Annotated in this window: 11 protein-coding genes; 3 read left to right on the top strand and 8 right to left on the bottom strand. The window is 61.8% G+C overall.

Annotation, left to right across the window (positions count from 1 at the left end; all coding sequences use genetic code 11):
- Positions 1–196 precede the first annotated feature (196 nt).
- Positions 197–619, bottom strand: a complete 423-nt coding sequence (locus tag OPC11_RS12175; RefSeq protein ID WP_069451446.1) for a CBS domain-containing protein — start codon at positions 617–619, stop codon at positions 197–199.
- A 252-nt stretch (positions 620–871) separates the two neighbouring features.
- Between OPC11_RS12175 and OPC11_RS12170 the strand changes: the two genes are divergently transcribed.
- Positions 872–2,398 (top strand): (R)-citramalate synthase, encoded by a 1,527-nt coding sequence (locus tag OPC11_RS12170; RefSeq protein ID WP_264782281.1) that lies wholly within the window; start codon positions 872–874, stop codon positions 2,396–2,398.
- Positions 2,399–2,841: 443 nt separating this feature from the next.
- On the opposite strand, the gene OPC11_RS12165 is transcribed toward OPC11_RS12170, so the two are convergent.
- From OPC11_RS12165 to OPC11_RS12155, 3 genes are all read right to left on the bottom strand, one after another.
- The gene (locus OPC11_RS12165; protein WP_264782037.1) at positions 2,842–4,260 is read right to left on the bottom strand and encodes an amidohydrolase; all 1,419 of its coding nucleotides are present in this window, start codon (positions 4,258–4,260) and stop codon (positions 2,842–2,844) included.
- Between the two features lie 100 nt (positions 4,261–4,360).
- The gene (locus tag OPC11_RS12160; protein ID WP_264782036.1) at positions 4,361–4,684 is read right to left on the bottom strand and encodes a tRNA-binding protein; all 324 of its coding nucleotides are present in this window, start codon (positions 4,682–4,684) and stop codon (positions 4,361–4,363) included.
- A 78-nt stretch (positions 4,685–4,762) separates the two neighbouring features.
- On the bottom strand, positions 4,763–5,275 hold the full coding sequence (locus OPC11_RS12155; RefSeq protein ID WP_264782035.1) for an MOSC domain-containing protein: 513 nt from the start codon (positions 5,273–5,275) through the stop codon (positions 4,763–4,765).
- Positions 5,276–5,667: 392 nt separating this feature from the next.
- Between OPC11_RS12155 and OPC11_RS12150 the strand changes: the two genes are divergently transcribed.
- Together OPC11_RS12150 and OPC11_RS12145 are read left to right on the top strand one after the other, a co-directional pair.
- Positions 5,668–8,043, top strand: coding sequence for an amino acid permease (locus OPC11_RS12150; RefSeq protein ID WP_264782034.1), 2,376 nt, complete (start codon positions 5,668–5,670; stop codon positions 8,041–8,043).
- Positions 8,044–8,199: 156 nt separating this feature from the next.
- Complete coding sequence (locus OPC11_RS12145; protein ID WP_264782280.1) at positions 8,200–8,421, top strand: hypothetical protein; 222 nt, start codon at positions 8,200–8,202, stop codon at positions 8,419–8,421.
- Between the two features lie 46 nt (positions 8,422–8,467).
- Here OPC11_RS12145 and OPC11_RS12140 read toward each other — a convergent pair whose 3' ends face one another.
- The 4 genes from OPC11_RS12140 to OPC11_RS12125 form a co-directional block, all read right to left on the bottom strand.
- Entirely contained in the window at positions 8,468–9,181 is a 714-nt protein-coding gene (locus tag OPC11_RS12140; protein WP_007983045.1) for a DUF2270 domain-containing protein, read from the bottom strand.
- 250 nt (positions 9,182–9,431) lie between these two features.
- On the bottom strand, positions 9,432–10,271 hold the full coding sequence (locus tag OPC11_RS12135; protein WP_264782033.1) for a DUF1641 domain-containing protein: 840 nt from the start codon (positions 10,269–10,271) through the stop codon (positions 9,432–9,434).
- A gap of 10 nt (positions 10,272–10,281) precedes the next feature.
- Positions 10,282–11,451 (bottom strand): FAD-dependent oxidoreductase, encoded by a 1,170-nt coding sequence (locus tag OPC11_RS12130; RefSeq protein WP_264782032.1) that lies wholly within the window; start codon positions 11,449–11,451, stop codon positions 10,282–10,284.
- A gap of 143 nt (positions 11,452–11,594) precedes the next feature.
- Positions 11,595–12,695: a rhodanese-like domain-containing protein gene (locus tag OPC11_RS12125; protein WP_342765961.1), complete on the bottom strand. Its 1,101-nt coding sequence runs from the start codon at positions 12,693–12,695 to the stop codon at positions 11,595–11,597.
- Between the last annotated feature and the right edge of the window lie 211 nt (positions 12,696–12,906).

The raw sequence follows: 12,906 nt of genomic DNA, 5'->3' as shown, positions 1-12,906 counted from the left end.
ACTAAATAACGTTGGTAACGGCAGGGACTGCCATTCGAGTGAATCGTTATCGAATGGAGGGGAATTCGGCCCGTTCGTATCCCTTCCGCGGACCGACGAACGGGACACGACCGTGGCGGCAGATATCCCAGCGTGAAATTCCCGTCGTCGCGGGTTCGACGATGCGATTGTTCGACGATTCCCGTACCGCGTTACTTCACTGCGCCGAATCCGTTTGGGATGGGCTCGGCGTTTGTACGTGCGAGAGATACCCAGTGAGGTCCGTCGTCGAAATCATTCCGATGACGCCCTCCGTCTCGTCGACCACGGGCATGTGATGGAATCCGCCTTCGACCATGCGGTCGGAGACCTCTCGAATCGAATCCTGTATCGACGCGGTACTCACGTCGGCAGTCATGTAGGCGGAGACGGGCGTTTCGTCCTTGGGCTGGCGTTCGGCCACGATTTCGACGAAATCGGTGGTCGTCAGGATACCCTCGAGGTGATTTTCGTCGTCGATGACGATAACCGACCCCACGTCGTTAGAAAGCATCTTCTGTGCCGCCTCTTCCACGAGCGTTTCGGGCGTTACCGTCTGAAGCGTGGTAGACATGAGCCGCCCTACCAAAACATCTTCCATACCGTTGTCTCTCTCCGAATATGGATAAAAGTTGCCGCTGATACAGTTTCAACTATCGGAACGATTGGACCGCTTGGGACTACTCCTCGGGTACCCGGTTCGGCACCGGTGGCGGACGAAAAGCGCCGTATTCCACAACCGGCGATTATGTCGCAAGGATTGTCATTGTCGTTTACAAACCACAATATCTGCCAGTCTCACTCACCTTATATGGGTCTGGGTAGCACACTGAACTGGCTATCATGACCAGGGATCGATTTATTCGGGGACTTCCCCGAACAAACTCCACCTTCCGATTCTGACGTACAGTTCCTCGATACCACGCTCCGCGATGGCGAACAAGCGCCCGGCATCTCACTGACGCCGACGGACAAAGCCGAAATCGCACGAAAACTCGATGCGACCGGCGTCGGCGTCATCGAAGCGGGCAGTGCGTGCACGGGAGCGGGCGAGAGAGAAACGATTTCGCGCGTCGCCGACCTCGGCCTCGACGCGACGGTGACGAGTTTCGCTCGCGGTATCAAGGGCGACATCGACTTGGCGCTCGACTGCGGCGTCGGCGGTGTCAATCTCGTTGTCCCGGCGAGCGACCGCCACATCGAGGGGAAAGTCGGCACGACGCGCGACGATGTCGTCGAGACCGCGGTCCGTCTCACCGAATACGCGAAGGACCACGACCTGTGGGTCGAAGTCCTCGGCGAGGACGGGTCACGCGCCGACCTCGACTTCCTCGAACGACTGATGCGCGCGGCCCTCGACGCCGGTGCCGACCGCATCTGCTACTGCGATACGGTCGGGCACGCGACGCCGGACCGCACGGCGGACGTCATCTCTCGATTGGCTCCGCTCGGTCCCACGAGCACCCACACCCACGACGACCTCGGCTTGGCGCTCACGAACGCGCTGGTGAGCGTCGCGGCCGGGGCCGACCTCGTTCACGCCACCGTGAACGGCATCGGCGAACGCGCCGGGAACGTCGCGTTGGAGGAAGTCGCGGTGGCGCTCGACCACGGATACGACGTCGAGACCGTCTCGACCGAGAAGTTGTACGACCTCGCGCAGACGGTCGCCACGGCGACCGACGTTCCGCTCGCGCCGAACAAAGCCGTCATCGGAGAGAACGCGTTCACGCACGAGTCGGGCATCCACACGGACGGGACGCTGAAAGACGACGCGATGTACGAACCGTACTCGCCGAGTGCCGTCGGCCGCGAGCGGCGACTCGTTCTCGGAAAGCACGCCGGACGTGCGGGTGTTCGTGCGGCACTCGACGAACACGACGTCGACGTGACCGAGGACGAGTTGAACGCGATAGTCGAGCAGGTGAAGGAGATCGGCGAACGCGGAAAGCGTATCACCGATACCGACCTGCTCGCCATCGCCGACGAAGTACAGGGCCGCGAACGAGACCAGCGCGTCGAACTGCTGGACCTCACCGCGACGAGCGGCGGTGCGACGCCGACAGCGAGCGTTCGACTGGCCGTCGACGGCGAAGAGCAGGTGGCGAGTGGCGTCGGGAGCGGTCCCGTCGACGCCGCCATCACCGCCACCCGGCGGGCGCTCGACATCGATGCGACGCTCGAATCGTATCACGTCGATGCGATTACCGGGGGGACGGACGCGCTCGTCACCGTCGAAGTCGAAGTATCGCACGGCGATCACTCGGTGACGGTGAACGCGAGCGATTCGGACATCACCCGCGCCAGCGTCACCGTCATGCTCGATGCGTTCAATCGACTCCTCGACGGGAATCCGGAACCCGCTGTGGCCGACGATTAGCGCCGCGTACGGCGGCTAGATGGGAACTCTTTTTTAAAGAATGCGTCCGTCGAGAGCTGAGTGCCGTTCGGGTCCCGGGTGGGACGGTAGTATACACAGTGCGTCTGTCTAATAGCAAGAATTATGTGAGAGAATGACTAACGTAGAACCGTCGTCGTATAGTCATCCAACCAAGGTTGTCAGGAATGATTGCCTGTCGTCCACGCCACGAGGTAGACGTCACCCGACGTCTGCTTTCGATACGCTCCTTCATCCCAAACTAAGAATTACGGAGACCGCGGACCGACGACGAGATGCGATTCTACCGATATTTGATTCGGTACGTCGACCGGGGGGAGTCCACCGATTTCGCGCTTTGGTTCCCCGCTGTGAGAGAGACGAAATTCGTGTGAGCGGTAGACCCTGGGCGCGTCCGCCTCGCCAACCACCGACCTCGACTCACCTCACGGCGCGGTGTTATCGAACGGCGGCTCGGTTTCCGGCGGAAGCGGCGTCTCGTAGCTCTGTTCACCGGTTTCCGCGTCGAACTCCTCGTTCGCTTCCGCGACGATGGACGGATTCTCGATGAGCGTGTACGCGGTTCCGCCGAGCACTTTCGCGGCGTAGACGGCCCCCTGTTTCCCGAAATCGCCGTTCGCCGCGGTCGCCTGCCACGTGTGGCCCGGCGTTCCGACCGCCCACGTCGCCGCTCGGAACTGACCCGTCGGCGTGATCCAACTCACGTCACCCACGTCGGTCGAACCGCCGCCGACGTCACCCTCCGCGTGCGGTGGAACCGGGACGTCGTAGAGGTTCGCGTCGCGTATCTCCGCCGCGTACTCCTCGGGCACGTCTTCGAGACTCGCCTCGATCCGTTCGTCGGAGACGGTCTCCTTGAGTTCGCCCGCGAACGTTCTGTCGTCGTCGGAGTACCCGATCTCACCGACTTCCTGCATGGTCTCCCAGATGACGTCGGTGACGGTACGGTTGGGAAGGAAGTCCCAGCAGCCGGTGATGAACCGGCGGTTCACGTCCGTTTGCGTCATCGTGGCCGCGCCGTCGGCGATGTCCGTCAGCCAGTCGCTGATTTGTTCGACTTCGGAGCGCGTGGGTGCACGGACGTAGTACCACACGGTGGCTTTCGCGGGGACCACGTTGGGAGCGTCGCCGCCGTCCGTGATGACGTAGTGGACGCGGGCTTTCTCGGAGATGTGTTCCCGCATGTATTCGACGCCCGTGTTGAGGAGTTCAACGGCGTCGAGCGCACTGCGCCCGGATTCCGGTGCCGCCGCCGCGTGTGCGGAAACGCCGTCGAACGTGAACTGGATCGAGTCCAGCGCGAGCGACCGGTCGAGCGTGGGCGTACTGAGGGTCGATGGATGCCACGTGATGGCCGCATCGAGGCCGTCGAACACGCCATCGCGGGCCATGAAGACCTTCCCGACGAGCGTCTCCTCCGCCGGACAGCCGTAGAATTCGATGGTTCCGTCGATATCGCCGCGTTCGATGGCACGCTTCACCCCGATAGCCCCGCCGACTCCGGCGACGCCGAAGAGGTTGTGACCACAGCCGTGACCCGGCCCACCTTGTTCAACGGGGTCGTGTTCCGCCGTTACCTTCTGGGAGAGGTCCGGGAGCGCGTCGTACTCCCCGAGAATCCCGACCGTCGGGTCGCCGCTTCCGTACGAAGCCTTGAACGCCGTCGGCATTCCGCCGAGTCCGACCTCGACGTCGAACTCTTCCTCCATCAACCGGTCGATGAGCACCTGCGCGGATTCCTCTTCCTGCAGACCGAGTTCGGGCGTCTCCCAGATGCGCTGAGCCATCGATGTCAGTCGTTCCCGCTCGCTCTCGACGTCCTCGTACACGGTCGCTCTCGCCATGGCTCTCCGCTCGTATGCCGGGACCATCAACGTTCGGCTCCCGCACGGCCTTCACCGGTATTCCGCGACGGTGCGGGCTGACGGAAAAGCGATATCCGATTCAGTAGAGCGTTCCCCCGGGAGGAACCGATTTTTCGGGCGTGACGAGGACCGGATTCCCGTCGTCGCCCGGGACGCCGACGGTCAGCGCCTCCGATTCGAACCCAGCGATCCGAACCGACCCCAAGTTCGTCGCACAGAGCACCTGCGTCCCTACGAGGTCGTCGACATCGTGGTGATACCCCAACTGTGCGGCCGATTGAAGCGATTCGTCGCCCACATCCAACCGGAGTTTGACCATCTCGGGCTTCTCCGCTTCGGGGAACGCTTTTGCCTCTCGCACCTCGGCCACGCGAATGGTCGCGTCGAGCGGACTGTCGGTCATACCGGCTTCACTACGGACGCCCGCAAGTAAGTGGTACTGTCCGTTTCCGTCCGGGCCGACGTGGTGAGGGTTCGCCGACTACTTCGACCGGAGTCGCTCGATGATGCTCGCCGTCTTGTCCATCGCCTCGATGTCGGAAATCGAATCGCCGACGCCGATCCGACCGGATTCGACTACATCCGCACATATCCCGCCGCGGCCGTCTTTGAGCGCTCGGGCGACGCCCTCCTGTTCGTTGAGTTGTTCGACGTGCGCACAGGGCGGCCGCGGTCTCGTCCCCTCCAACAGCGCGTCACCGACTCGAAAGCGGTGTTTCAGGAGGTCGTGCACGTCGATGCCCTCCGTGACGACGTTGCGTCGATGCTCGCCAGCCGTCAGGTCGAGGCCGAACTCCCGGTCGATTGCGTCGATCGCTTCGTTCGCTATCAACGTGACCTGACAGACGTCGTACGGGGAGTAGTAGCCCGTTCCGTTGAAATATCGGTCGCCCCGGAGTCCCCTGTCGGCGACCGCGTGTACCTCCGTGACCGACTGCATCGGTTCGGACCCGGTCCCTGTGATGAAGAGGTCCGTAATCTGTGCCATACCCATCCCTTCGTCTCGAACACGGATAACGACTCATCTCTGTTTTTCTCTCGGACATGGTGTCCGAAGCGTCACTTTCGACCGCCCGGTTCAAACACCCGTGCAAGAGAGGTGTGGAAGCGAATCCCGGGATATTCGCTGAGAATCGTGGAGCCAATCCGGGACGTCGAATTACCTGCTTGAATATGCAGCCCCATCGAGTATAACGCTCAAATACCACATTCTGTTGAAAGGATTTACTATGAGACGACATTGTTCGAAAACCGAAACCAGTCTCCCTCAAGAGTACAAATCGTTGCGACACCTCTCTTCTGATGACACGAGCGAATTGAATTGCGATAGCGATCGAACCACGCATCAGGATAGATCGGATCTGAGTAGCGCTGGTACCACGTAAAATGGTCGAGCATACCCGTACACTCGGATTCAAGGTTGCGTTCGCGCTCGGTCTCGGGACGATGATTGCCGCCGGTATCTTCTCGCTGTCCGGGACGGCGGTGGCGGCGGTGGGGAGCAGCGCGATTATCTCGTTCGTTATCGCGGCGGTCATCGCAAGTATCACGGCATACACCTACTCGGAGTTCGCCTCCATCTACAGCGAAAACGGCGGCGGGTATCTGTTTTCCTCGCGTACGTTCGAGGAGGACCGATTGCTGTTCGCCATCGGTTCCTCGTTGTTTCTCGGATATTGCGCGACCACGGCGTTCTACCTCGCCACCATGGGCGAGTGGTTTCACCAGTTCATCATTCCCCACGGCATACCGATTCCGCACGGCGGTATCGCCGTTCTCACCGCGATTCTCCTCGGATACCTCAATTCGAAGGGGACCGAGGAGAGCGGCACGTTTCAGGTACTCGTAACGAGCGCGAAGGTGGCCGTTCTGGTGGTGTTCGTCGGCGGAGCCTTCGGAAGCGCTGGTCCGGCGGAAGCCATCGGTACGTTCACGACCGGATTTCAGAACGACGTCGGTGGCATCGTCTCCGTCGCCGCGGTCGCGTTCATCACGTTCTTCGGGTTCTCCGCCATCGCCGCCAGTGCGGGTGAAATCATCGAACCGCGAAAGACGGTCCCCAAAGCAATCGCCGCGAGTATTCTCACGGTGACGGTCCTCTACATCTTCGTCATCGTCGCCATGGTCAATTCGCCGATTCCCGCGGAGGTAGTCGCTCGGCAGGGCGAAACCGCCATGGGAAAGGTCGCCGCGGCGTTCCTGGGTTCGTTCGGAAAGTGGCTCATCGTCGCCGGTGCCATCTTCAGCATGGTGTCGGCGTCGAACGCCTCCATCCTGGCGGCGTCGGGTATCGGTTCGTTGATGGGGAAACAGGGCCAAGCACCCCGACGGTTTAGCCGCATTCATCCGACGTACGCCACCCCGTTCTGGAGCGTGATAACGACGACGGGGGTGATTTCGGCCCTCATCGTCGCCTTCATTACGCTGTTTCCCAGCGAGGGCGGGGTCGGCCCGCTTCACCTCGGCCTCAACGCGCTGACCGGGTTTGCGAACCTGAACCTGCTCGCCCCGTTGGCGGTCGTCAACGTCGCGCTCATCGCCTCTCGGCGTCGGTTCCCCGACCTCGAACGGCCCATCCGGGTCCCGTTCTCGCCGTGGTTGCCCGTGTTGGGAATCGTCGCCAATCTCGCGCTCATCGCCAAGTTGCCGCCGACGGGAATCGCGGTCGGCGTCGCCGTCGAACTGCTGTTCATCGGTGCGTATCTCGTCTGGGGCGGCGCGCCCAACGTGGACGAACTGGTCAGGCACGCCGTCGAACAACAGACGCAACCGCTCGGGACGACCGGAGACGGTCAAGCCGGAGCGGAGACGCCATCGGAACTCGATACCGACGTGGAGGCGGCAGGCGAGGAATCGGAAGACCGCTATCGCGTACTGGTACCGATGGCGCGCATCAACCGCGCCCCCGACTACGTTCGATTGGCGGCGACGCTGGCGAACGCACGCGACGAAAACCCCATCGTTCACGTCCTCAACGTCACACACATCCCCGACCAGACGCCGTACGAGATGGTCCAAGAGACCGCCGAAAAGCGAGCCGACCGACTCGTGGAGCGGCTCGACACCGTGGACGTGAACGCCGAGTATACCGTCGGCGGGCACATCTCACGGGACGTCGGGTTCGATATCAACGAGACCGCCCGCAGTAACGAGGTGGACCTCATCCTGATGGGATATCCCGAGGAACACTACGAAATCGCCGAGTCGGTCGAATACAACGCCCCCTGTGACGTCCTGTTCGCGCAGAACTTCGACATGGGGGATTCGGAGCAACTCGACACCATCAACGTCGGTGTGGGCGGCGGTCCGCACCACGAATCGATGCTCTCGCTCGTCGGAACGCTCGGGAAAGCGGGCGCAACGGTTCACGTCATCAACGTCACCCCGACCGGTAACAACGGGACGACGGAGGAGATGCAGGAAACCCTCGATGAACTGCCACCCGATATCGCCATCGAGCGCCACGAGGTCACGGCCGAAAGCGTCGCCGACGGAGTGGTCGACGTCGCCGCCGAGAACGGAGGCCCGTTGTTCATCGGGGCGTCACGGACGCGGTTGCTCAAACGATGGGTCCTCGGGTCGACTCCCGATCAAGTCATTCAGCGGGCCGACGCCGCCGGTGTCCCGGTCATCGTCTACGCGACCCCCACCGGTATCACCGGCCGTCTCAGTGAAGCGTTGACCCCGCTCGGTCGGCTTACTCGGCGAGTGTTCAGGCGAAACCAGGAACGAGATTCGGCCACGCCGGTTCGGTCGGACTGACGCACACGCCGACGGTATTCGAACGCACACTGGGACGAACGTTTCGACTGGGGACAGTCGGAATCACCGTGTTCTCCGGTCTTTTCTTCCGCTATTCACTCGGTGGTAAAACGATGGTCTCGCTCTCGACGGTGCCTCCCGTATCACTGTTTGAGCGTGCAGTCCGACTTCGTGTTCGACCTTCTCGCGTCCCTCGTCGCCCTCTTCGTCTGTCTTTTTTCGCTCTCGGTCATCCGCTTGACCGCCCTCGGGAGTTCCGTATCGACGTATCGGGACGAGGTATCGCTCCTCGCCGCGTTCACGGGACTCGGGTTCGGCATGGGCGTGCTGAATACGACCGTACCGGCAACGATCAGACTTCTCATCGCCCTCCTCTAGCCGCTTTGGCCAGTTCCTCAAATCACTCATCCGTCCAATACGGTCCTCATTTTTCCGCTTTCCAGTCACCGGCCTCTTCGCCGTGGAACTCACCCTTCGCTTCGCGCGTGGTCGGCCAGAACGTCACGACTGCCGTTAGCAAATAGAAGAGAAAGACACCGCCGATGACGACGACACCGGGAATTCCCGGGACGGCAGCGGTCGCGAGCGGACTCTCGTTCGGGACGAAGACGGTAATGCGGAAGAGCCACGCCACGAGGAGAACCGTGAGCAGCGGAAAGTAGATCCGTTTCAATCGACGTGACATCGCTTCCCGTAGCGACACTTTCACCGTCGGTTTCCGAAGGTCCGCGCCGATCTTTTCTCGCCAGTCACGGTGGACCGCGCCCTCCGGGTCGAACGCGTTGGCGAAGATGTTCTCTTCGATCATCCGCACACGCGAGCGGGTCGCATCGTACGTGCGATACCGCCGAACGTCGAACAGCAGGAACATGACCATCGCAAACATCCCGATCAGCAGGAAATAGGGCGGACTATCCGTACTTTCGAATGACAGCGCGAGCATCGCTACGATAACGGCAATCGCCCAGTCGATAGTGAGGTCCAAGCGGTCCAACCGAGTGGACATCTGTGAGACTTCGCCCCGGTAGTAGTGGGGTATCAACGAGAGGAAATCGGAACGCTCCTCTGCCGCCTTCGTCGCCACCTCACGGGCATGACGTTGCTCCGGGTCGAACTCCTCGTCTTCGCGGTCCCCCATACGAATGAGTTGGAGATACGCGGATAACTATCGCTCGGTAGGTATGACGGTTACCACGTATCAATCAGTGCAATCCCCGCTTTTCGGGAGCGTATGGGGTAGTTTACGAGGCCACAGAGAGGGTGGCTCGTCTCGACTTCATCCGTCGCGAGATAGGGGTTTCCACATTCTTCCAGTACGTTCGCGACGAGCGGCCCGTTCTCCCTCGTAAATGGCCTCTTTGATGGTCCTCGGTGCGCCGCATCCCGACTCAGCGGTCGTCGTTCGCTCTCCCCATCCGTCGCGCCGCTTCGACGAGGGTTCCGAGCGCCTGTCGAACGTCGTCGTCGCGTAACGCCGCGAGCAGGCCAAACAGGCCGAGTTTCTTCGGCTTCGTCTCGTCCGTGAACGCGCTCAATCCGGCGTCGAGCGAGTTCACGACCTCGGGTTGGGCGGCCGTCTCGGTCAGCGCGACCAAGCCCTCCATGTTCCTCCCCAGTTCGTACATGTCCGGCGTCTCGCGCTCCCGGCGGGCGTCGGTGAATCCTTCGACGGCAAGCCGCAAGTCCGCGATGGGTTCGCGGTTGTTCCGGGCGACGTCCGTGAGTTCGGGAACGAGGTCGTCGGCCAGCCCGCGCGTCACGTCGAGGAGTTCGAGGAGTTCGACGAGCGCGTCGGCGTTCTCGCCGAGTCGTTCGAGGAGGACGATTGTTTCTTCCTTCTCGAACGCCGCTCGCAGTCGCTCGATAGTCGCACGGTTCTCGCGGACGACCGTGACGAGTTCCGGCACGAGGTCCTCGGTCAGCCCGGCGCTGACTTCGAGCACGTCCAGCAGTTCGACCAACTGTTCCGAATTGTGCCCGACCTTCTGGAGCAGGACGAGCGTCTCTTCGCGCTCGAACGCCACGCGAAGGTCGCGGATGGGTTCGCGGTTGTCGCGGGCGACGTCCGTCAGTTCGGGGACGAGTTCCTCCGCGATGCCCTGCGTCGCATTGAGGGCGTCGAGCAACGCGATGAGGTCCTCGGCGTTGTCGTCGATTTTGTCCACGAGCGCGTCGAGGTCCTCCGAGTCGCGTTCGATGACCGCCTCTTGTGTCTGTGTATCACTCATTCGTGATCACCTACGGGAGCGGGTCGTAACCGTGCAGCCAGAGGTTCCAGTACACCGACGGCAGCACGTTGACGTCCAAAATCCAGTTCATCTTGCTCTCGACGGGCGCGGAGATGCTCTCCTCGTAGTCGAACTCCGCCATCATCGCCTTCCCCTTCTTCGTGAGGAGCGGACAGGCGGCGTAGCCGGAGTACTTCGCGTGCGGCGTCCGTCCCTCGATGAGGGCTTCGAGGTTGTCGGCGACGACGTGCGCTTCTTTGCGGGCGGCCGCCGCGGTCTTCGAGTGGGGCGCGTTCTCACAGTCGCCCAATGCGAACACGTCGTCGTACTCCGTGTGCTGCAGCGTGCGCTCGTCTATCGTCACGTACTCGCCGTTCTCGCTGCCCTCGGTCAGGGGAGAACCTTCGGTGATGGCCGTCTGACCGTACTGGGGCGTCACCGGGGCGAGGAGGTCGTACTCTATCTCCCGGCCGTCGGCGGCGCGGACGACCTGCTCGTCGGGGTCGATTGCTTCGACTGAGAAGTTCGCTTCGAACTGTATGTCGCGGTCGTCCCACAACTGGTAGAGTTTGTCCCGGTAGGGCTGGACGCCGAAGTGGTGGTCGGCGTTCCGGGTCATGATGAACTCCGTCTCGTCGCGGATTCCCTTGCGCCGAGCGAAATCCTCGGCGAGCATCGTCATCTTCAGCGGCGCGCCGGGACATTTGATGGGCGTGTTCGGTTGGGTGACGACGAACGTTCCGCCGTCGAAGTCCTCGAACGCCTCCCGCATCGCCATCGCCGCCTCGTAGTGATAGAACGGATAGACGGAATCGGTTTCCTCCCACCCTTCGAGCAGTCCGGGGGTCGCTTCGGGCGCGAGTCGATGGCCGGTGGCGACGACGAGATAATCGTACTCGATGTCGCCCTCGGCGCACTCGACGACCTTCTCGTCGGGGTCGACGCCGGTCACCTCGTCCTGCACGAACTCGATGCCGTTGTCGAAGAGTTCGCGGACGTCCCGAGCCTGCTCTTCGGCGTCGAGATAGCCGAAGGGGATGAGGTAGAACGACGGCTGATACATGTGCTTCGTGCTCTTATCGACCACCGTGATATCGGCGTCAGTGCCCAATTTCCGTCGAAGGATGTTCGCTGTCATGGCACCGCCCGTACCCGCACCGAGAACGACTATCTTTACCATACCTACTTACACGTGTGGTCCCACGCCCATCAAACTAGAGATAGAAGCAACATTGTTGTGCAATACTCACAACACCGAAAGACGGCGGCAAAATTTGTATCCCAGCAGAAGCGGACGATACAGACCGGTTGCAGCGTGTGGGGTCACTCCGTCTCTATCGGCGCGTCCACGAGGTTTCCCCATTCGCTCCACGACCCGTCGTAGTTTCGCACGGTCTCGTAGCCGAGGAGTTCGGAGAGGACGAACCACGTCAGGGCGGAGCGCTCGCCGACGTGACAGTAGACGATAACGTCGTCGTCGGCCGCCACCCCTTCCGCCTCGTAAATGTCCCGGAGTTCGTCGCGGCGCTTGAACCAACCGTCGTCGTCGAAGATGTTCGACCACGGAACGTGGACGGAATCGGGGATGTGACCGCCCACCATCGTCGCGGGCATCCCCTCGCCGTCCGGCGGTGCCCGGACGTCACCGACGAACTCCTCGGAACTCCGCACATCGAGCAGCGTCACGTCCCCCGCGAGCGCCCGTTCGACGTCGTTGCGAGTCGCCCGGAGGTGGTCGAACGGACCGCTCGCGTCGTACTCGCGCTCCGTAACCGACGGAATCTCGGTCGTCGTGGGATAGCCCGCCTCGACCCAGTAGTCACGACCGCCGTCGAGGAGATAGAGGTCGTCGTGGCCGAAATATTTGAACAGCCAGTAGGCGTAGGCGGCGAACCAGTTCGACTCGCCGCCGTAGAGGACGACGGTGCTTTCGTCGGTGATGCCGTGCCGACCGAGCGACTCCTCGAACGTCCCTTTCTCCGGAACGCCGCGGCCGTTTTCCGCCGTCAGATGCGTCAACCAGCCGAATTTGATCGCGCCGGGAATGTGACCGTCCTCGTAGGCGTCGCCCGTGTCAGCCTCTATCAGGCGAAGCGACGGGTCGTCGCTTCGAACCTCGTCCAAGCGCTCGGCGAGCCACTCCGCCTCGACGAGGACGTCCTTTGCGTAGCCACGCTGGTCCGGCCCGTCCAACGCCAGCCCGTAACAGGTCTGTCGGGCGTCGCGGAGCGCCGGTGACGATTCGAGCAACCCCGCGTCGTCGAGCTGTTTGATACCGTAGCGCGTCGTTCGGGCCGACAGCATCGTCTCCTCGATGAGAGCCTTTTGAGTCATTCGACCGTTCCGTTCGAGCGTCTTGTAGATGAACTTAGAACTGGGAGGGAGCCCATCGAGTTTCTCACGTATCGAGTCCGAATCAGACATCGCGGGTCACCTATCCGTCGTAGTGGTCCCAACGTAATGTGGTTGCCGGTTTGTTCCAGTCAATAAGGACATTATCACACAATACTGCCGAGACCACCCCGAGCCTCACCGAGGGGTCAGTGGAAGATGCGGAAACGTTCGAAGAAGGGGCAAAAATGTTGATTACCCGTGTTCGACATCCGGTATCGGAGCGATAACCCGGCAACAAAAC

The sequence above is a fragment of the Haladaptatus sp. T7 genome (assembly GCF_026008575.1).
In the GTDB taxonomy this organism is placed as follows: Archaea; Halobacteriota; Halobacteria; order Halobacteriales; family Haladaptataceae; genus Haladaptatus; species Haladaptatus paucihalophilus.
Note: the sequence above shows the minus strand (reverse complement) of the source record. Positions and strands in the feature narration are given on the sequence as shown.

Excerpts from the sequence above, each read along its gene's own strand:
- OPC11_RS12175 (WP_069451446.1), bottom strand. The coding sequence starts at position 619 with ATGGAAGATGTTTTGGTAGGGCGGCTCATGTCTACCACGCTTCAGACG.
- OPC11_RS12165 (WP_264782037.1), bottom strand. The coding sequence starts at position 4,260 with ATGGCGAGAGCGACCGTGTACGAGGACGTCGAGAGCGAGCGGGAACGA.
- OPC11_RS12160 (WP_264782036.1), bottom strand. The coding sequence starts at position 4,684 with ATGACCGACAGTCCGCTCGACGCGACCATTCGCGTGGCCGAGGTGCGA.
- OPC11_RS12155 (WP_264782035.1), bottom strand. The coding sequence starts at position 5,275 with ATGGGTATGGCACAGATTACGGACCTCTTCATCACAGGGACCGGGTCC.
- OPC11_RS12150 (WP_264782034.1), top strand. The coding sequence starts at position 5,668 with ATGGTCGAGCATACCCGTACACTCGGATTCAAGGTTGCGTTCGCGCTC.
- OPC11_RS12140 (WP_007983045.1), bottom strand. The coding sequence starts at position 9,181 with ATGGGGGACCGCGAAGACGAGGAGTTCGACCCGGAGCAACGTCATGCC.
- OPC11_RS12135 (WP_264782033.1), bottom strand. The coding sequence starts at position 10,271 with ATGAGTGATACACAGACACAAGAGGCGGTCATCGAACGCGACTCGGAG.
- OPC11_RS12130 (WP_264782032.1), bottom strand. The coding sequence starts at position 11,451 with ATGGTAAAGATAGTCGTTCTCGGTGCGGGTACGGGCGGTGCCATGACA.
- OPC11_RS12125 (WP_342765961.1), bottom strand. The coding sequence starts at position 12,695 with ATGTCTGATTCGGACTCGATACGTGAGAAACTCGATGGGCTCCCTCCC.